The organism is Gordonia sp. Z-3, from assembly GCF_036233855.1.
GTDB lineage: Bacteria > Actinomycetota > Actinomycetes > Mycobacteriales > Mycobacteriaceae > Gordonia > Gordonia tangerina.
Map to the genome: position 1 here is coordinate 1 of NZ_JAZARS010000020.1, position 19,127 is coordinate 19,127.

Genomic DNA, 19,127 nt, shown 5'->3' on the forward strand with positions numbered 1-19,127 from the left:
TACTTGTCACGACCTCAGCATGCTTGGCTACCACATTTTCAACGGCTTTTCCGGCTTCAGGAGAGACCGTATAAGCCTTTATAACTAAGTTGACTTGGCTTTTTTGTCGGCTCATCTCGGTCCACCGCTCCAACAAGCGACCGATTTGAACGATCGCCGCTGTTGTCCCTATGAGTATGGCGGCTATTGTGATCGGCTCGCTTGCATAGTGATCCGGGCGGTCGAGTTCACGGCCGACTTCAACTTCATCGAGGACGTCGTCCTCGAGTTCCCCTGTGACGTACGAAATCAGGTCTTCGGTTAGAGATCCAGCGTTGATCTCGATGATGTTGCGATCGCCTGTCATTTCTTCCGTACCTCCAGCTAGTCTTGGTTTCGCATGCGCTCTATCGCGGCTTTCATTCTCTCCGGGAACTTGCATTCGGACCATTGTTGCGGAATACTAACGAAGTTATTGCAGTAGTTGTCAACGTATTCGGGACACTCGGCGTGACAACAAAGCCGGCTGTCGGTGACGAGCGCAGATTCACCTGCCGCCCGACGGACTGCACCCTGGATCATTAGCAGTTCGGACACCAGGAGTGAAGCTCCTCCTCTTCTGCCCACTGGGATCACCCTGTCTCGGTCCTGCCCTGCATGCAGTCTCATGATCGTAATGGGAGAGAAAACCCGCAGGGCTTCCTGAATTTGGTCATCTGACAACCATCCCGGTTGATCGAGAAGCCAGCCGTAGAAGGGCTTCGCTGCCGAGATGTCGCTCCACGCGCGTGCTTCTGACGTGATTATCGGATGAATCCCATCAACTGTTCCTGGCCGGGATAATCGCGCGTTGACCCAGTTGTCAAGGTCCACCCTGTAATAGCTGGTGTCGAATAAGTCGCCCACTTCACCACCGGCGTCGTACTCGAAGGCGTCGAGCATCGACCGAAACAGCGGTCCCCATTGGCATGGTTCGTCCTGAGCAACAAAATCGTCGATCTTCCCGGCGTCCTGCAGGTGAGTCAGATAGCGGCCGAGAGAGCAGAACGTGCGAACGGGATCGGTTGTTTCGAAGCTAGCGTTGATCATGGGAAGCGTGCACCGCAGAGCCAGTTGTCGGTCACCTAAGACTCTCGAGACGTAGTCGTACGCTCCGCGGTAGGTCGGATGTCGCTTGGCCCATCGTCCGAATTTTATTGGGTCGACGCGGGAATCACCGGTACCAAGCACTTGGAACTCAGCCAGCGAAGCAGCGGTCTCCACAAGGTCTAAGGCCGATAGTGTGCAATTCGGGGGACTATCTGGTCCTACGGCCGTTGCCAGTTCCGACAAGATGACATCATCGCCGTCGAACCAGATGTGTTTTTGGCCACCCAATGTCGGCAGCGACGAATCGATGTAACCGGCCCAGCGATGCCAATCAGAGTCGGTGCGGGCAAGCTGAACAAAACACCGCGTCATTTCCATGAACATCAACACGGCGTGTCGATGAAGGTACGGCAGCCGAAGGCCCTGCCAGTAGTGGTAGCCCTCGTGAAACGTGACCGGCAGCTGGTGATTGAGCTGCCTCATGTACATCTCTAGCAACTGCTCCGGTGAAGCGTCGTCGGCTAACAGAACTTGCGACACCGCGTCGTCGATATCATGCTGCTCGACATGCAGGAAGCGCACAAACGCGCTGAGATCCACATACGACCTTATCGCCATCTGACAACTGTAGATTGGCAGCAGGCTGATGCGCGCGACGGCGCGAGAATGTTCCAGCTAGCTGTGAAGCGTTCGCCCCAGAGATTGGATCGCCTCAGGCGGCCCTCCAGGGGGTCTTGGTCTTGCCGTGCTTCACGACGATGGCACAGGCGCAGTTGTAGCCCGCACGTGTGGCGTGTTCCCCGTGATCCGGTCCGGTCTGTTTTAGCTAAGTGTACTTAGTCATGGTTAAACGTAGCTATACGTCTGTTGGTCGCGTCTTGGGCACGTTGCGCGGAGACCATCACGACAACTCCGCACCGCCGCGCCGACCGACTACCGTCGTGAGCAGCCACCGAACCAAGGAGCAGCCATGACCTCCCCGCAGGCCGACGCCGTCGTCTCGACCTTCCTGTCCGCCCTGTCCACCGGCGACCTCGAGGTCATCGACCTGACCACCCCGCTCAGCGCCGAGACTCCCGCGCTGCGGCTGCCGGAGCCGTTCGTCAACCTCATCGACTTCAGCCTCGAGGAGGTCAGTGCCTACAACGAGCCCGGTCCGTTCTGGCGGCACAACAACATCCACACCGGCGAGCACATCGGTACCCACCTCGACGCGCCGGTCCATTGGATCACCGGCCGCGACGGCGACGACGTCTCCCAGATCCCCGCCCAGCGACTCATCGGGCCGGCCGCCGTCATCGACCTCACCGCCAAGGTCGCCGACAACCCCGACTACCTGCTCACCATCGCCGACGTCGAGGAGTGGGAGACCACCTACGGTCAGCTCACCGCCGGCGCATGGCTGCTGCTGCGCACCGGGTGGGAGACGCGCGGCGGATCGCAGGAAGAGTTCCTCAACGCCGACGACACCGGCTCACACACCCCCGGTGTCGCCGTGGACTGCGCCGAATGGCTGGCCACCCAGCGAAACATCACCGGCCTCGGCGTGGAAACCGTCGGCGTGGACGCCGGTATGGCCGGCGGCTTCGACCCCGTCTTCCCGGTGCACTACTACTTCCTCGGCAACGACAAGTACGGGCTGACCTCGCTGCGCAACCTCGGTGCGCTGCCGGCCACCGGCGCGATGCTGGTGGTGAGTCCGCTGCCCATCGTCGGCGGCACCGGCAGCCCGTCGCGGGTGCTGGCCGTGGTGGACAAGGCGGGTGCGTGAACACCTACGGACCCACCGTCGCCGACGTCGTCGGCCGCGTGCTGGCCGACCTCGGCGCCGGCCACTGCTTCGGGGTGGTGGGCAGCGGCAACTTCGTGATGACCAACGCCCTGCGCGCCGGTGGGGTGCGGTTCACCGCGGCCCGCCACGAGGGCGGCGCGGCGACGATGGCCGACGCCTACTCCCGCATGTCGTCGCGCGTGGGAATCGTGTCCCTGCACCAGGGATGCGGGCTCACCAACGCGATGACCGGCATCACCGAGGCCGCCAAGAGCCGCACCCCGATGATCGTGCTCACCGCCGACAGCCCCGCCGCCGCCCTGCGCTCCAACTTCCGCATCGACCAGGAAACGTTGGTACGCAGCGTCGGCGCGGTCAGCGAGCGGGTGTACTCCGCGGACACCGCAGCCGCCGATGTGGTGCGCGCGTACCGGACTGCGGTCACGCAACGGCGAACGGTGGTGCTGAATGTGGCCATCGACATCGCGACGTTGCCCGTGTCGGTGGACGGGCCGGTCTCGCCGAGGTTCGAGCAGCCGCGGGTGCGGCCGAATGTCGGCGTGGTGCGTGACCTGGTGGAACTGATCGCGGCGTCGCAGCGGCCGGTGTTCGTGGCCGGTCGGGGTGGTCGCAACGCGGGTCCGGTGATCGCGGCGCTGGCTGCGACCACCGGTGCGTTGGTGGCGACGTCGGCGGTGGCCAACGGACTGTTCGCGGGTGACCCGTTCGATCTCGGTATCTCCGGCGGCTTTTCGTCGCCGACGACCGCCGAGTTGATCTCCGACGCCGACCTCATCGTTGGCTGGGGATGCGTACTGAATCAGTGGACGATGCGCCACGGCAAGCTGATCGGCGCCGACGCCAGGGTGGTGCAGGTCGACGACGATGTGGACGCGATCGGCGCGCACCGCCCGGTCGCGCTCGGTGTGGTCGGCGACTGCGGGCTGACCGCGGCCGACGTGCTCGACGAGATCCGACGTGTCGGCGCGGGCCCGGCGTCGCGCTACCGCACCGGTGACGTCCGCTCCCGCATCACCGAATCGTCACGCTGGCAGGATGTTCCGGTCGACGACATCTCCACCGGCGACCGCATTGATCCGCGCGCGTTGACCATTGAGCTCGACGAGATCCTGCCGGCCGATCGGGTGCTGTCGATCGACTCCGGCAACTTCATGGGCTACCCGTCCACCCATCTGTCGGTGCCGGATGAGAACGGGTTCTGCTTCACCCAGGCCTACCAATCCATCGGTCTCGGCCTGTACACCGCGATCGGAGCCGCACTCGCCCAACCGAATCGGCTGCCCGTGCTCGGTACCGGTGACGGCGGTTTCCTGATGAGCATCTCCGAACTCGACACCGCTGTCCGCCTCGGCCTGCCGCTGGTGGTCATCGTCTACAACGACTCCGCGTACGGCGCCGAGGTGCACCACTTCACCGACGGCGACCACGACACGGTCACCTTCCCGGACACCGACATCGCCTCGATCGCGCGCGGTTTCGGAGCGGAGGGGGTGACGGTGCGGAGCGTCGACGATCTGGACGCGGTGCGCGCGTGGGTTGACGGCTATCGGGAAGCGGGTACGGCCCGGCCGCTCGTCATCGATGCCAAGATCGCCGATGACGGTGGGTCGTGGTGGTTGGCGGAGGCGTTTGCGGGGCACTGAGCCTCCTGACAGGGCGTCGCGCTTCGTCCCTTGGGTACCCGATAATCAGCCCTCTTGTACCGAGTCACCTTCTTGTGATGGGTTGACGGCTATCGGGAAGCGGGTACGGCCCGGCCGCTCGTCATCGATGCCAAGATCGCCGATGACGGTGGGTCGTGGTGGTTGGCGGAGGCGTTTGCGGGGCACTGAGCCTCCTGACAGGGCGTCGCGCTTCGTCCCTTGGGTACCCGATAATCAGCCCTCTTGTACCGAGTCACCTTCTTGTGACTGGTTCGAGAGCGCTCTGACGGCTGAAGCGAATTCACCTAGTGTCAGCCGTTTGTGACCGCCCTGAAGCGCTTGAGGCGAGACCCCAAGCTGACTAGTGGTGAGAACGACGAGCTCCTTTGGCACCAACCGCGGTCGAGTCTTGTTGACCCACGGCCAACGTTTCCCGATCCAGTCCTCGCCACCGCTGTTCTTGGTCACAAACCCGGGGTCTAGAACGGCTGATTCGGTGATCTCGACAATCGCGTAGCACCCATGTGCTTCTTTTGCATAGATCAGTACAAGGTCACCTGGTTTGAAGCTGGGCCGGCCTTTGTCCGGGCTCGAGAACCAGTAGGGTTCCCGCCACTGATCGGGATGCGCAGTACCGTACTGAGCCTTGATCCAGAGCCCGCGGTTCGGGTCGCGTGCTTCGGCCAGCAGGTGCTCTGTCTGAAGTGTGAGCGCGTCCGGAACCGTCGGGTCGATCTGCACGGGCGTCGCAATCGGTAGCGCCGCTGCAGTTGCTTCAGCGTTTGAGATTGCAGCCTCGTCGACTGCATCGGACGAGTCCCACCAGCGTGCCAGTTCGGATCGTGCTGTCGCCACTTGGCTCTTATCTAAGACGATAGACAGTTCAGCGTTGGAGTTCGTTCCCAGCCCGAGCCCTGCGAACGTAAGGTTTGCGGAGCCGACGAGGCCGAATCGAAGATCGACGAGGTATGACTTTGCGTGAAGGCGGGGCACGCTCCGGACGGTGACCCCCGTGTGCAGCAGTTCGCGTAGGCCGCTGGTGGACAGAAACCCCCCAGCGATTGCGACAGGATTCAGGCAGGTCAGTAGCCGCCATTGGGCGGACGACGTTTTCGCGCAGCTCGCCAACTCGCTAGCGACGTCTTTAGTCAGGTAGGGGCTAGACAAAAAGACATCAAAGGTCGCGCTCCGTAGCGCTTCAAATAGATGTTTACCGGCCAACGCGGTGACAGACTCCGATGACTCACCCATAGCTTGAACGCTATTCCGGCTATGGCAGCGAGGATGAGGAGTTTGCCGGATGTAATCCGTCCGTGATCGATCGCGGGTATCACGTGGGAGCCTGGCGAAACCTCGAATTCGCATCTGTCGACACCCGCTCACGGTGGGTGGCGGATAGATCGCCGACTCGGTGGTCTCCGATGCCGACGACAACAGATCCGCACGCAGACCATTTGGACACTAGACAACGAGCAGATCGATTAGCGGCAGCATCAGATTGACGCAGGTGGGCTGACGACCTCGAGCGGTTCGAACGGATGTCGTACTGGCAGAATCACAGGCAACCGACGAAGGAGGCAGGCGATGGCAGAGCACCGGATCTTCACCACGAGCTTCGCCAGCATCTACCCGCACTATGTGGCCAAGGCCGAACGCAAGGACCACACGAAGGCGGAGGTCGACCAGGTGATCACCTGGCTCACCGGCTACGACGACGCCGGCTTGGAGAAGGTGATCGCCGACGAAACCGACCTGAAGACCTTCTTCGCCGAAGCACCTGACTTCAACCCGAACGCCGAACTCATCACCGGCGTCATCTGCGGGCATCGCGTCGAGGAGATCGATGACCCGCTGATGCAGAAGATCCGGTACATGGACAAACTCGTCGACGAGGTCGCGAAGGGGAAGAAGATGACGTCGATTCTGCGGGGGAGTTGATAGTTCCCGCCCCGCGCATTCACGCGGAGAACTGACATCCACGCTGGTTGCAACCGTTGTGGATGTCAGTTCTCCATGTGTCTTGGGCTGTCATTGAACTGGCTTGACGGCATCGGCGAGGGCGATGAGGTCACGTGCGGCATGCGCATGGCCGTTGTCGTGCGGCCAACCATGCACCGCCTCTCGCCATTCATCGGGCACGGCACCCGCACCCCACCTCGCCCCGAGCAACCCACCCGCGATCGCGGCCACGGTATCGGTGTCGTTGCCGATCCGGATCGCGGCGTACAGCGCGTGTTCGAGGTGCGTCGCGTCGTCGGCCGGGGTCTGGGTGATCGCCGCTGTGGCCGCCTGCAGAGCGGTGACCGTGAACCCGTTGGGTGCGAACACCTTCGGATCGCAGACCAGGGCGTCGTCGAGCCATCGCTGCCACTGCGCCCCGCTGTCCGCGGGCAAAAGGTCGAGACCGGCGAAGACGTCGATGCGTCCGTCGAGCACCGCCACACGGATCGCCTCACACCACAGCACACACGAGTCGCCGGCGAGCGGATCGGCATGGGTTAGCGACGCGACCAGACGCGCAGCATCTGCGAGCCGATCGCGGTCGTCGAGATGCGCCAACGCGACGGGTGCGGTGCGCATCAGGGCGCCGTTGCCCGCGGAGTGCGGGTGGGTGTCGGCGTAGCGCCGGGACTCCTCGCGCATGATGCGGCTGACGCCCCGCTCGCCGGAGTCGAGGCGGCGGCGGGCAGCACTGAGCACCGCGCGGGTCTGCGTGCCGACATCGGGTGGACCGCCGTCGAACCAGCGCAGGAAGTTCTCGCCGACGGCGTCGAGGGCGTCGTCGGAGGTGAGGTCGACGCCCGTCGCGGCGACGAGGGCGATCGCCAGAGCCATCGAGGTGTCGTCGCTCCACTCGCCGGGCGCGAAGTCACCGAGGCCGCCGCCGAGCATCTGCGGGGTCTCGTCCGCGTGCAGGATGCGGGACTCGAATTCGTACGGGACACCGAGGGCGTCGCCGACGGCGGTGCCGAGGAGAACGCCTGTGGCGCAGTCGAGTTGGGTGGGGGAGAGGGGCAAGGAGGGTCTCCTGTTGGGGGATTGCGTGTGAGTACTGGTCTCGATACGCTCGCTCGCCTAGCGGCTCGCGGGCTACTCCTTGGATCGAGTAGCGGCGAACGGAGTGAGTCGAGTATCGAGATCGACCAGCAGTTGGGGTGCTGGTCTCGATACGCTCGCTCGCCCAGGGGCTCGCGGGCTACTCCTTGGATCGAGTAGCGGCGAACGAAGTGAGTCGCGTATCGAGATCGACCAGCAGTTTGGGTGCGGCGGCAGCTGCTGGTCGCGTATCGAGATCAGTCCCGCCGACGGCCGCGCTTGCGGTTGCCGAGGTGGTAGGAGTCGCGGGTGGCTTTGGAGGCATAGATGGCTCCGGTAATGGTCGCCTCGGCGCTGAGCTCTTCGATCATGGTGAGTTCGGCGTCGATTGCCGCGCGATCCTCGGGCATCGCCAACGCGGAGGCGGCCTGCAGGCGGTCGCGGGAGGCGCGCATCGACGCCAATCCGGCGTCGAGGTCGCCGGCCTCGTAGGCCTGCGACGCCTCCAGCTTTGCCGCCTGCCCTTCCTGATACAGCCGCTCGGACTGCACCTTCGGGTCGGGCACGCGGTCACCGAGCTCGTCGCCGGGCACCACGTTGACCGAGATCGGTAGCGACACCGTGTGTTCGGTGAGAGTGGCCGTCTCCACATACCGCAATTCCAGCGATGCGATCTGCGCGAGTCCGAGTGCAGCCAGACCGTCGACCTTCATCCGCAGCAACAGCTTGCGCTCCTCGAGCGCGTAGAGGTCACCGAGTTCGATCATCACCTCGCCGTCGGCGGTCTGGTGCGCGGGTAGGTCGTTGTACACCGAGAGCTCCTGAACCTGCGGCACGAACCGCACGGTCAGCGTCACCGCCTGCGCCGACTTCGCCAGCAGCACCTCGACCTCGCCGGCGATGGCGCCGCCGGCGGCGTCCGGGTCGTCGGCGAACACGTGATTGCCGTTGCCGGAGCGGGCAATCGCCGACAACAGTGTCTCGTCGTAGCCGCGGCCGTACCCCAACGTGGAGGTGACGATGCCTTCGGCGGCCGCTTTCGCGGTGATGCTCGCGAACTCGTCGAGATCCTGAATACCGCGGTTGACGTGTCCGTCGCTGATCACCAGCACCGTGCCGCCGCGAATGCCGGCCGCGGCAGTGGCGCGACGCAGTTCCTGAAGACCACGCAGGTAGCCCGACGACAGGTCGGTGCACCCGCCGGGCGTGATCGCGGTGATCGCGTCGGTGGCGCGTTGCTTGTCGGCCAGTGTTGCGGCGGGGGCCACGACCTGGGCGGAGTCGTCGAAGGTGACCACACCGAACACATCGGACGGATCGAGCTGCGCGACCACCCCGGCCAACGCTGCGCGGGCACCCTCGAGAGGCGGCCCGGACATCGACCCGCTGCGGTCTAGCACCACCTGCAATGCAGTGGGGGCACGGTCGGTGCCCGGCGCGGCAGGTGCCTGCAATTCCAGCAGTACGGTGACCTCGTCGGCGGCCTCGTGAGCCACGACCTCGACGTCGAGAGCGGCGGAGAGTTTCATCGTCATTCCTTCCTCCCACCTGGCATCCGACCGAGGCGGTGACTTTGCGCGATTTTGAGAATACTACTTTGCGCAGACATTCGCATAGGGTTGGGTCGTGAGTGCACGTTCGACTTCTCGCCTCAGCGACTATCCGCGGCCCAATGTCGCCGTCGACATCGCCGTTCTCACGGTGCTCGACGGTTCGTTGTGCGTGGTGATCCAACGAAATCCGGACTCCGCAGGTGCGGCGTTGCCGGGCCGGTTCGTCCGTGAACGGCGGACCGTCGACGAGACGGTGCGTGAGGTTCTCGAACTCAAACTGGGGCTCTCGCCCGACCACGTCCGACCGCATCTGTTGGCGGTCTTCAGTGATCCTGACCGAGATCCTCGCGGGTGGACGATCTCGATCGCGCATGCCGTGGCATTGCCTGCCGCGGACTTGTCCGAGGTCGACGGTGAGCTCGCACCGCTCACCTCGCACGGTCGGTTGGCCTCAGGTGAGCGGTTGCTGTTCGACCACGACGCGATCATTGCAGCCGCCACCGACAACCTTCGTGATCGCTACGAGGACCAGCCCGATCCGGACAACCTGCTGCACCCGCCTTACACGCTTTCGGAGCTGCGTGAGCTGCACGAAGCCATCCTCGGGCGGCGGTTGATGCGTGATTCGTTCAACCGTCGGGTGCAGCCGCTGCTGGCCGCAGAGATCACCCCGGAGGGCACACCGGCGACGCGGGTCGGTGGGGGCCGGCCGGCGCGGCTCTACAGCAAGGATGCACCGCCGACGGCGACGTTCGGGTGGCGGCTGCCGACGGCGGAGAGTGAGGAGTGATCGACCGGCCGCGCGTGAGTTGGCTCGCCGAAACCGCCCCAGGGGCCGCCCACTCCCATCGGCCCACTCACCACTGATCGAAGCCGACGTTCACATTCGGGTAGCGGCTGCTGATGGTGTGGCTCATCCAGTAGTTCTGGGCGTGCGGGCCCCAGATGCCGCTCATCGAGGTGTTGACGTTGCCCTTCATGTTCTCGATCTCGTAGTTCGCGGTCGGTCCGACGTGGCCGATCTTGTACTGCGCGTTGGCCGTCAGATAGTTGCTGAACGGGGCCACGGCAGTGATGGTTTCGCTGGCACCCGGGTACAGCACACGCTGCGGCGCATTCACCCACTGACCGGACTGTCCGGCGGTGGCCCCGATGAGGTACTCGGGCTTGTCGGTGTGGTTCGTGATGGTCATCGCGACGGTGGGTTCGCCGGGACGCGTGACGGGCAGGGTGCCGGCGTTGGCGGCTCCGGCGACGGCGAATCCGATGCCCGCGGTGGCGGCGACAACGGCTGCTCCGGCGGCGATGCGGCGAGTGGTGGTGTTCATGATCGTTCTCCTGGGTTCGGGCCGGGGCGGTGGTCGTTCCGGCGACACCCATGACTCTGCTCCGGTCGGCACCGATGCGGATTCCGCCGACCGGGTGATGTGCCGGTGGACTGCGGGGTCCACCGATTGGGGGACAGTCGTTGCTCAGTCGGCAGTCGGTCCGCCGGTCTGATCCGAGAGTGACTGTGCCAGCAGTGTGTTCGTCGTCTGAGTGAGTGTGGCGCGGGTGGCCGCATCGGCCAGCGCCCGTAGTTGGATCAGGGTGAGGGTCACTTCGGTGAGATGTTGATCCGAGGTGCCGCCGGCCGGTGTGGTAAGCGCGTCGGCGGCTTCGACCAGCGTCTGATGTAGCGCCTCAAAGGCCGGGTAGACGCGCTCGACGACGTCAATCACCGTTGCGGCCGAACGGGTTTCGGTGATCAGCGGCAAGATCGCATTCAGCACGTCCGGCTCGTCGACCGTCACCTCATCGTCGGCGATGATCGTGATGATGTTCAGCTTCGCCAATCGGGTGGCCGCATCGTCGTCGATGCCGGCCTCGGACAACTCGGCCAGCGTGGTGCTCCGCACACCACCGGACTCCTGGATCTCGGTCAGATCGTGTTCGAGGCCCAGGACGTCGGCGATCTGACCGCCGTTCTGCCAGGCGGTCAGCAACTCGTCGATGTGGGCGAGGGCGTAGCCGCGCGACAGCATCGAACTGATCAACGCCAGGCGCGAGACATGCGCGTCGGAGTACAGCGTCACGCGTCCGACGCGGCGCGGTGCGGGTAGCAACCCCCGCTCGCGATACACCCGGATGTTGCGAGTGGTGACCCCGGAGACCCGCGCCAGATCGTCAATCCGGTAGCGCGCCACCTCGGGTTGGCGTGACGCCTGATGGGTGGCGCCGGCGAGGAATCGGGCGACCGCAGTTTCGAGATCACGTGACTGTTTTCCGACGTATCGGGGTGTGGCCGACAGTTGCTCGATCAGCGTCGTCAGCTGAGCCAAGCGCGTCGACGGCACTCGCGCCATCTCCCTGGTACCTCCCGACCTCCGTGGTGCGCCCCACCTTACAAGGCAGGTCCGGCGGGGCCCGGCAGCCAGGCATTACTGATTGTGCCATTGACAGATGGCGCAGTCAGTGTTGCGATCTGGGTGTGACGGAAACCTCATCGGCCTCTCGCCTCGCGAACTGGGTGACCCGGCGGACGCTCCGACCGTTCGCCGAGATACTGCCGGGTGGCGCCCTGCAGATCCGGACCTCGCGCATGATCGTGGCCGCCGGCATGCTGATCGGCTGCCCGCCGCCGCACCACGTTCGCGTTGAGCGTCTGGCCACCGGCACCTTTCGTGGCGAATGGGTGTATCCACCCGACGTGATGCAGTCGCGCCAGATCATCCTCTATGTTCACGGCAGTGGGTATGCCGTGTGCTCGGCGCGCACCCATCGCGGTCTCGTCGCCCGCCTGACGCATCTCACTGGAATGCCGGCGTTCACCGTCGACTACCGCCTCGCCCCGGAGCATCCGTTCCCGGCGGCCGCCGACGACGTAGAAGCCGCCTACGCCTGGCTGCAGGACATCGGCTACCGGCCGGAGAACATCACCGTCGCCGGTGACTCGGCGGGCGGCCACCTCATCCTGGATCTGTTGGCCGAGAACGTTCGTCACGGGCGGCCGCAACCCCGTTCGGTGGTGTTGATGTCGCCGCTGGTCGACCTCACCCTGACTCTCGCCGCACTGCGCGAACGCGAGCACGGCCCCGATCCGCTGATCTCCGCGCGGGCGGCACGCAGACTAGTGCGGCACTACACCCGAGGCCAACCCGACGACCTGCCACGGCTCAAGCTCACCCTCGAACGCGCCGACGATCTGCCACGCAGCCTCATCCATGTCGGCGGCGCCGAGATGCTGGGGACCGACGCCCGGCAGGCGCAGCGGATGCTCATCGACGCCGGCAGCGACTGCGAACTCCGGGAATGGCCGGGCCAAACCCATGTGTTCCAAGCACTTCCGGCGCTCATTCCGGAAGCCACCCCTGCCCTGCGGCAGATCGCCGCGTTCATCCGGCAGCCCTTCGGTCCATCCGCAGACGTCGATGTGACCGTCGCCCAGCAGAAGGATCACGCCACGACATGACCAGTAAACGATCACACCAGGCCCGCGCCGTCGTCACCGGTGCAGGCAGCGGTATCGGACGAGCCTTCGCGCTGGAACTCGCCGCCCGCGGCGGTCGCGTACTGTGCGCCGACATCGACGTCGACCGCGCCCTCGACACCGTCCGGCTCATCGGCGATTCCGGGAGCGGCCAGGCCGAGGCGCTGTTCTGCGACGTCGCCGACCCCGACGACATGCGCACCCTGGCCGCGCGGGCACCCGAACTCCTCGGCGGACCCACCTCGCTGATGATCAACAACGCCGGCGTCGGCATCGGCGGGCGCGCCGTCGGCGACATCGGCATCGACGACTGGGACTGGGCGCTGGGAATCAACCTGCGCGGCATGGTCTTCGGCTCGGAACTCTTCCTGCCGCAACTGCGCGAATCCGGCCGAGGCGGACTGATCAACGTGGCGTCGGCCGCCGCCTTCGCCGCAGGCCCCGGCATGGCGCCCTACAACGTCGGCAAGGCCGGGGTGCTGGCGCTGTCGGAGACCATCTCCGCCGAACTGTCCGGCACCGACCTCGCCGTCACCGTGCTGTGCCCGACCTTCGTCAAGACCAATGTTGCCGCCGACGGCCGGATCACCGGGGAGGCACAGAAACTCGCCGAGACCCTGATGCGCGTCAGCGGCCGGTCACCCGAGCAGGTGGCGCGGCAGACGCTCGACGCCAACGACCGCGGCCACCTGTATGTGGTGCCCCAACTCGAAGCCAAAGCGATCTGGCTGACCAAACGACTGCTGCCGCGCACCTACACCTTCGGCGCCGGCATTCTGCACCGACTCGCACCCACCACCACCCAACCTGCCGATCGCATCACGGAAGGAGCCTGACATGCCCATCGTGCTCGAGGACATGCTGCAGACCATCAAAGACCGTCAATGGGCGCTCGCCGACATCGACTGGGACGCCCCGGGTGCCGAGCTGATCACCGACGAACAGAAACCGAAACTCAAGGCATTCATGGCGGATCTGGTGTGGATCGAGAACGTCGGCGCCCGCGGCTTCGCGGCCCTGGCCAAGAAGGCCCCCGACGACACCCTCGCCGAGATCTACCGATACTTCCACGCCGAAGAACAGAAACACGCCAACGCCGAACTGGCCCTGATGCGGCGGTGGGGCATGCTCGAAGACGACGAGGTGCCCGAACCCAACGTCAACATCCGGCTGGCCATCGAATGGCTCGACACCTTCGCCGACCGGATGTCGTCGCCGGTGCTGGGCACGGTGATCCCCATGCTCGAGGTCGCGCTCGACGGTGCGCTGCTGAAGTTCCTGCTCGAAGAGGTGCACGACCCGGTGTGCCATGAGGCGTTCCGCAAGATCAACGCCGACGAATCACGCCACCTGGCCGTCGACTTCCACGCGCTGGACATGATCGGCAACGCCCGCGCTCGCAAACTCGTCATCGAAGCCGTCGGTACCGTCGCGTCGCCGGGCGTCCTCATCGGCGCCCTGATGTATGTTCCGCTGCTGAACAAGATGCGCGACAACATCGTCGACATGGGCCTCAAGGAAGAACGACTCTACGAAGCGATGAAGCGCTTCAAGAAGAACGGCGAGCGCGGCAACGGCACCCGGCTCATCACCTATCAGGTCCTCAAGTATCACGCCGGCTGGGTCATCAACCGCGACAGCCCCTATCACTACTTCGCCGACACCATGGTGAAGCTGACCGACCACTATCCACGCTTCCTGCTGCGACCTCAACCCAGTTGGTCGAAGGAACTGACCTACGAGCCGGTCGCATGAACGGGGGCACCACGGTGGTCGCCGACACCACCACAGTCATCATCGGCGCCGGATTCGCCGGCATCGGTACCGCCATCCGGTTGTTGCAATCCGGCCACGACGATTTCGTGATTCTGGAACGCGATGTGCGGCCTGGCGGTACCTGGCGCGACAACGACTATCCGGGAGCGGCTTGTGACATCCCGTCGCGGCTCTACTCGTATTCGTTTGCGCCCAATCCGGACTGGTCGCACACCTATTCGGGTAGCCGCGAGATCCTCGCCTACATCGACACGATGATCGCCGACCACGGTCTCGACCGACACATCCGCTACTCCCATCTCGTCACCGGCCTCGAGTTCGACGAGACCGCCGGCACCTGGCGTGTCGACATCGCCGACCGCAAACCGATCGTCGCGCGCACCGCAGTGATCGCATCGGGTCCGCTGTCCACGCCGGGCTACCCCGACATCCCGGGTATCGACGAATTCACCGGCCACCGCATGCATTCGGCGGCGTGGGACCATTCCTACGACTTCGCCGGCAAGAAGGTCGGCGTGATCGGTACCGGCGCGAGCGCGGTGCAGATCATCCCCGAACTGGTCCGCGACGGTGCCGATGTCACCGTGTTCCAACGCACCCCGGGATGGGTGCTGCCGCGGTTGGACCGAGCCATCTCCGGTTCGGCGCGACGGCTCTACGGCGCCATCCCGCTCACGCAGAACCTCGCACGTCAGCTGTGGTTCTGGGGACATGAGTCGGTGGCGGTGGGCGCGGTGTGGGATTCGCCGTTCACCCGGGTCATCGAGGCGGTCGCCAAGGCGAACCTGCGCGCACAGGTGCGCGACCCGTGGATGCGACGACAGTTGACCCCGGATTTCCGGGCCGGCTGCAAGCGGCTGCTGATGACCAGCGACTACTACCCGGCGCTGCAGGCCGACAACTGCACATTGGTGACCTGGCCGATCGCCCGGATCTGCGAACGAGGGGTGCGCAGCGTCGAAGGCATCGAACGTCGCTTTGACTGCCTGGTGTTCGCCACCGGCTTCGAGGTGTCCAAGCAGGGCACCCCCATCCCGATCCGCGGCCGCGACGGCAGGGTGCTCGCCGACGAATGGTCACGCGGCGCATACGCATACCGGAGTTTTGCGGTGTCGGGCTATCCGAACCTGTACTTCACCTTCGGCCCCAACTCGGGACCCGGCCACAACTCGGCGCTGGTGTATATGGAGGCGCAGATCGACGCGATCGTCACCGCGATCGGCTTGGTCCACGACCGCGACCTGACGCTGCTGGACGTCCATCAACCGGCGCAGGACGCCTACAACCGGTCCATTCAGCAGCGACTGCGTCGCACCACATGGAACTCTGGTTGTCGCAGTTGGTATCTCACCGACGACGGCTTCAACGCCACCATGTATCCGGGCTTCGCGTCGCAGTTCATTGCGCAGATGCGGACGGTCGACTTCACCCGGGACTTCCGGGCGGTGGCGGCAGCCGAGAGTCGGGAGCCCAGCGCGGTGTAGGGGTGGAGGCCACGACACGTCCCGATGTCCTCGGGTCTGCCGCGGTTGCCTCGTAGAGTGAGGGCCAGGCGACAACCGAGGATGGGCCGTGCGATGGGCAAGAAGCGTGACGTGGCGAAACGTCTCGAAGCCGACGTGGCCCGGCTGCAGTCGGAGTTCATCCGGGTCGACACCTACCTGCGTACGCGAATTTCGCGCCTGGAGAAGACGGCCGCCGAGGTACAGGCCTTGGTGCGGACGGCGACGGAGACGACTGCGGCGCCCGCTGTGCCGACGACCCCGACACCGGCGCCTGTCCGCCGGCCACCGCCCGCCGTCGTCGTCTCGCCGGCCAAGAAGGCCATCGCGAACTGGCCGGCCGTGACCCGCACCTACCTGGCGCCGACCGCCCCGCCGTAAGGGTCGTCGGATAGTTCCTCCCCCGGGTGTTGCTTTGTCCCCCGACGGCCGCTGGCGGAGGAAGCGATACCCGGGGGACGAACCGCGAGCGACGACGAAGGAGTCGAGCACCTATGACGGACCCGGACCGACCCGCGCCGGCCGACTTCACGTTCGCGTCGCTGAGTCCGGTGTCGTTTCTGTCGCGTGCTGCGGCGGTGTTCGCCGAGCGCACCGCCATCATCGACGGCGACCGCACGTTCAGCTACGCCGAGTTCTACCAACGGGCATCGCAGCTGACGGCGGCACTGGCCGGCCTCGGCGTCGGGCCGGGCGACCGCGTCGCGGCGCTGTGCGCCAACAGTCACGTGATGCTGGAGATGCACAACGCAGTACCGGGCTCCGGAGCGGTGCTGGTGCCGCTCAACATTCGACTGTCCGAAGCCGAGCTGGGCTACATCCTCGATCACAGCGGCGCACGCCTGTTGGTGGCGACGCACGAGTTCGCGGATACGGCGCGGTCGGTCGCCGAGGCGGTCGGCATCCGGGTGGTGATCGCCGGCGGCACCGACGACCAGTACGAGCCGCTGCTCACCACCTCCAGCACCCCGATCTGGCGTGACGTCGACGAACGCGGGCTGCTCGCCATCAACTACACCTCGGGTACCACCGGGCGGCCCAAAGGCGTTATGTACCACCATCGCGGCGCCTACCTGCAGTCGCTTGCGATGGCGTATCACTCCGGTGTTGGTCCGGGCTCGAACTATCTGTGGACGCTTCCGATGTTCCATTGTGACGGTTGGTGTTTCACGTGGGCGCTCACCGCGGCCGGCGCCACCCATGTGTGCCTTCGCGCCATCGACACCTCTCAGATCTGGCGGCATCTCACCGCCGACGGCATCACCCACTTCAGCGCCGCGCCGACGGTGCTCACAATGATCGCCGAGGACCCCGCCGCCGCGCGCCTCGAGCACACCGTGCAGGCCGCGACCGGTGGTGCGCCGCCATCACCGGCGTTGCTGTCGCGGATGGCCGACCTCGGCATCGAGGTCACCCACCTGTACGGGCTGACCGAGACGTTCGGCCCGATCGCCGTCAACCAGTGGCAACCCGAATGGAATGCGACTGATCCGAGCGAACGCGCGATCCTCAAGGCGCGTCAGGGAATCGGCAACATCTCCGCTGGTGTGCTGCGCGTGGTGACCGAGGACGGCGCCGACGTCCCGGCGGACGCTGCCACCGAGGGCGAGTTGGTGGCGCGCGGCAACAACGTGATGCTCGGCTACTACCGCGATCCCGACGCCACCGCCGCAGCCACGATCGACGGTTGGCTGCGTACCGGCGATGTCGCGGTGATGCATCCCGACGGCTACGCCGAGATCCGCGACCGCAGCAAGGATGTGATCATCTCCGGCGGCGAGAACATCGCGTCGGTGGAGGTGGAACGCGTGCTGGACAGTCACCCCGACGTCGTCGAGTCGGCGGTGGTGGCCCGCGCCGACGAGCGGTGGGGTGAAGTGCCGGTCGCCTATGTGACGGTACGTCGGGGCGCGGAGCTGACGGCCGAGGATCTCATCGAGTTCGCTCGAGAACGTCTGGCGCGCTTCAAGGTTCCCAAGCAGATCGTGTTCGCCGATCTGCCGAAGACGTCGACGGGAAAGATTCAGAAGAACGTTCTGCGGGGACGGCAGGGCGGGTAGTTGTCCCCCGGGGTTTTGGCAGACTCTCCCTAAACGTACGGAGAATGTGGCGATACCCGGGGGACGAACCTTCAGCGAGTCTTCTTGAGGGTGTAGTCGGCGACTGGGATGCCACCGAGAACGTAGTTCGTGCCGCGGTAGCCTGATTTGGTCTTCGACCACTCGGTGCGTGCGTACCACTGCATCAAAGGGTGCGTGGTGAGGGTGGACGTAATGCCACCGCGGCGTGTCTGGTCGATTTCGAAAGTCGAGGAATTCGACGGGCCGACGCCGTAGAAATCCTGATACATCCGGTTACCGACGACCTTGACGTTGGTGTCGGGGTAGGGAATGAACCCGTAGACGCGCGACTGCATCTTGTATTGACCCGGGTCGATCTTGGCTTCTGCCGATCCGGCTCCGACGGAAATACCCAAGACCGCGGCCCCACCGATCAATGCGCCCGCGATGATTCGATTGATGTTCACAAGGGGCGGACTCTATCGAATTCGCTACGGGGCAGACGAGGCGATTCCCGCCTTGTCGTTCGTGCGAATGGTGGGGGACGACTCCGCCGTGATCGGAGTCAACCGGCATGCTCGGGACAGCTGCTGGCGGCGTCGAAGTCGTCCCCTGGTGAGGTCCCGACGTGGTATCAACGGCGCATGCAGGGTCGATGGGCGGACGTCCGGCGTGAGCTGACACCGCTGCGCGCCGGCATCGGGCTGGTCGTGACGGTGATTCTCGTCGTCGTCATCTGGCAGGGCTACCTGACGATGCAGGGCCGGCAGGGCAGCGAAGAGGTCGCCACCTCGGCCTGTACCGATGCGTTGCGCTCGGAGGTGCATGCGACGTTCGACGCTGTCGGTGTCGGTACCGCCAATGGCGAGGTTGGTGAGGCCGCCGAGTTCTCCGACGTGTCGACCCGTCCCGTCGGTCTCACCGACGACGACCGCGCGACCGTCGAGAACGCGGGTCACAGCGTGTATACCATCGACGTGGCGTGGGCGATGTCCGGCAGTCTCACCATCCCCGGCTACCGCTTGAGCGGTGCCGTGTATGGACCGACGAACACATTCGCGTGCACCGCGGCCGTGGTGGACGACGTTACGGCGGTCGTGGTGCGCGCGACGATCAACTGATTCCTGTTGGTCACTGCCTCAGGTGAGTCAACCGAATGAATGAATCTTGTCCCGGGAGGCGCTTACCCGGCGCCCCCGATTCGCGGCATTCGCCCCACGCATGTCAG

General features: G+C 65.2%; 19 protein-coding genes. 11 read left to right on the top strand and 8 right to left on the bottom strand.

Annotated features, from left to right (window positions below; genetic code table 11):
- Positions 1-346, bottom strand: a 346-nt coding sequence (locus VX037_RS20230) for a hypothetical protein (RefSeq protein WP_328715606.1), incomplete at its 3' end; no start/stop codon positions are given.
- A 17-nt stretch (positions 347-363) separates the two neighbouring features.
- A complete protein-coding gene (locus VX037_RS20235) occupies positions 364-1,668 on the bottom strand; it encodes a hypothetical protein (protein WP_328715607.1) in 1,305 nt (434 codons plus the stop codon).
- Positions 1,669-2,038: 370 nt separating this feature from the next.
- Between VX037_RS20235 and VX037_RS20240 the strand changes: the two genes are divergently transcribed.
- A complete protein-coding gene (locus VX037_RS20240) occupies positions 2,039-2,839 on the top strand; it encodes a cyclase family protein (RefSeq protein ID WP_328715608.1) in 801 nt (266 codons plus the stop codon).
- Positions 2,836-4,503, top strand: coding sequence for a thiamine pyrophosphate-binding protein (locus VX037_RS20245; protein WP_328715609.1), 1,668 nt, complete (start codon positions 2,836-2,838; stop codon positions 4,501-4,503). Before VX037_RS20240 ends, VX037_RS20245 begins: the two co-directional genes overlap by 4 nt.
- Positions 4,504-4,737: 234 nt before the next feature.
- Here VX037_RS20245 and VX037_RS20250 read toward each other — a convergent pair whose 3' ends face one another.
- Positions 4,738-5,754 (bottom strand): phospholipase D-like domain-containing protein, encoded by a 1,017-nt coding sequence (locus VX037_RS20250; protein ID WP_328715611.1) that lies wholly within the window; start codon positions 5,752-5,754, stop codon positions 4,738-4,740.
- 333 nt (positions 5,755-6,087) lie between these two features.
- Here VX037_RS20250 and VX037_RS20255 point away from each other — a divergent pair, with 333 nt between their 5' ends.
- The gene (locus VX037_RS20255; RefSeq protein ID WP_328715612.1) at positions 6,088-6,441 is read left to right on the top strand and encodes a DUF2200 domain-containing protein; all 354 of its coding nucleotides are present in this window, start codon (positions 6,088-6,090) and stop codon (positions 6,439-6,441) included.
- A 90-nt stretch (positions 6,442-6,531) separates the two neighbouring features.
- Here the strand turns inward: VX037_RS20255 and VX037_RS20260 are convergent, their stop codons facing one another.
- Positions 6,532-7,521 (bottom strand): ADP-ribosylglycohydrolase family protein, encoded by a 990-nt coding sequence (locus VX037_RS20260; RefSeq protein ID WP_328715614.1) that lies wholly within the window; start codon positions 7,519-7,521, stop codon positions 6,532-6,534.
- Between the two features lie 275 nt (positions 7,522-7,796).
- Complete coding sequence (locus VX037_RS20265) at positions 7,797-9,068, bottom strand: vWA domain-containing protein (RefSeq protein ID WP_328715617.1); 1,272 nt, start codon at positions 9,066-9,068, stop codon at positions 7,797-7,799.
- A gap of 97 nt (positions 9,069-9,165) precedes the next feature.
- On the opposite strand from VX037_RS20265, the gene VX037_RS20270 reads away from it, so the two are divergent.
- Positions 9,166-9,882 (top strand): NUDIX hydrolase, encoded by a 717-nt coding sequence (locus tag VX037_RS20270; protein ID WP_328715618.1) that lies wholly within the window; start codon positions 9,166-9,168, stop codon positions 9,880-9,882.
- Positions 9,883-9,949: 67 nt separating this feature from the next.
- Here VX037_RS20270 and VX037_RS20275 read toward each other — a convergent pair whose 3' ends face one another.
- A complete protein-coding gene (locus VX037_RS20275) occupies positions 9,950-10,420 on the bottom strand; it encodes a hypothetical protein (protein WP_328715619.1) in 471 nt (156 codons plus the stop codon).
- A 144-nt stretch (positions 10,421-10,564) separates the two neighbouring features.
- A complete protein-coding gene (locus tag VX037_RS20280) occupies positions 10,565-11,437 on the bottom strand; it encodes a MerR family transcriptional regulator (RefSeq protein ID WP_328715620.1) in 873 nt (290 codons plus the stop codon).
- Between the two features lie 125 nt (positions 11,438-11,562).
- Between VX037_RS20280 and VX037_RS20285 the strand changes: the two genes are divergently transcribed.
- The 6 genes from VX037_RS20285 (at position 11,563) to VX037_RS20310 (ending at position 17,899) form a co-directional block, all read left to right on the top strand.
- Positions 11,563-12,543 (top strand): alpha/beta hydrolase, encoded by a 981-nt coding sequence (locus VX037_RS20285; protein WP_328715622.1) that lies wholly within the window; start codon positions 11,563-11,565, stop codon positions 12,541-12,543.
- Positions 12,540-13,397, top strand: coding sequence for an SDR family NAD(P)-dependent oxidoreductase (locus VX037_RS20290; RefSeq protein WP_328715624.1), 858 nt, complete (start codon positions 12,540-12,542; stop codon positions 13,395-13,397). The genes VX037_RS20285 and VX037_RS20290 overlap by 4 nt, the downstream gene beginning before the upstream one ends.
- 1 nt (position 13,398) lies before the next feature.
- Positions 13,399-14,316: a ferritin-like domain-containing protein gene (locus VX037_RS20295; RefSeq protein ID WP_328715626.1), complete on the top strand. Its 918-nt coding sequence runs from the start codon at positions 13,399-13,401 to the stop codon at positions 14,314-14,316.
- The gene (locus VX037_RS20300; RefSeq protein WP_328715628.1) at positions 14,313-15,821 is read left to right on the top strand and encodes a flavin-containing monooxygenase; all 1,509 of its coding nucleotides are present in this window, start codon (positions 14,313-14,315) and stop codon (positions 15,819-15,821) included. The genes VX037_RS20295 and VX037_RS20300 overlap by 4 nt, the downstream gene beginning before the upstream one ends.
- 93 nt (positions 15,822-15,914) lie before the next feature.
- Positions 15,915-16,220, top strand: coding sequence for a hypothetical protein (locus tag VX037_RS20305; protein ID WP_266063273.1), 306 nt, complete (start codon positions 15,915-15,917; stop codon positions 16,218-16,220).
- 113 nt (positions 16,221-16,333) lie between these two features.
- Positions 16,334-17,899 carry an acyl--CoA ligase family protein gene (locus VX037_RS20310; protein ID WP_235721630.1) on the top strand — a complete coding sequence of 522 codons (1,566 nt, stop codon included), beginning with the start codon at positions 16,334-16,336 and terminating at the stop codon, positions 17,897-17,899.
- Positions 17,900-17,970: 71 nt separating this feature from the next.
- Here the strand turns inward: VX037_RS20310 and VX037_RS20315 are convergent, their stop codons facing one another.
- Complete coding sequence (locus VX037_RS20315; RefSeq protein ID WP_235721631.1) at positions 17,971-18,366, bottom strand: hypothetical protein; 396 nt, start codon at positions 18,364-18,366, stop codon at positions 17,971-17,973.
- A gap of 177 nt (positions 18,367-18,543) precedes the next feature.
- Between VX037_RS20315 and VX037_RS20320 the strand changes: the two genes are divergently transcribed.
- The gene (locus tag VX037_RS20320) at positions 18,544-19,020 is read left to right on the top strand and encodes a hypothetical protein (RefSeq protein WP_328715630.1); all 477 of its coding nucleotides are present in this window, start codon (positions 18,544-18,546) and stop codon (positions 19,018-19,020) included.
- Positions 19,021-19,127 lie beyond the last annotated feature (107 nt).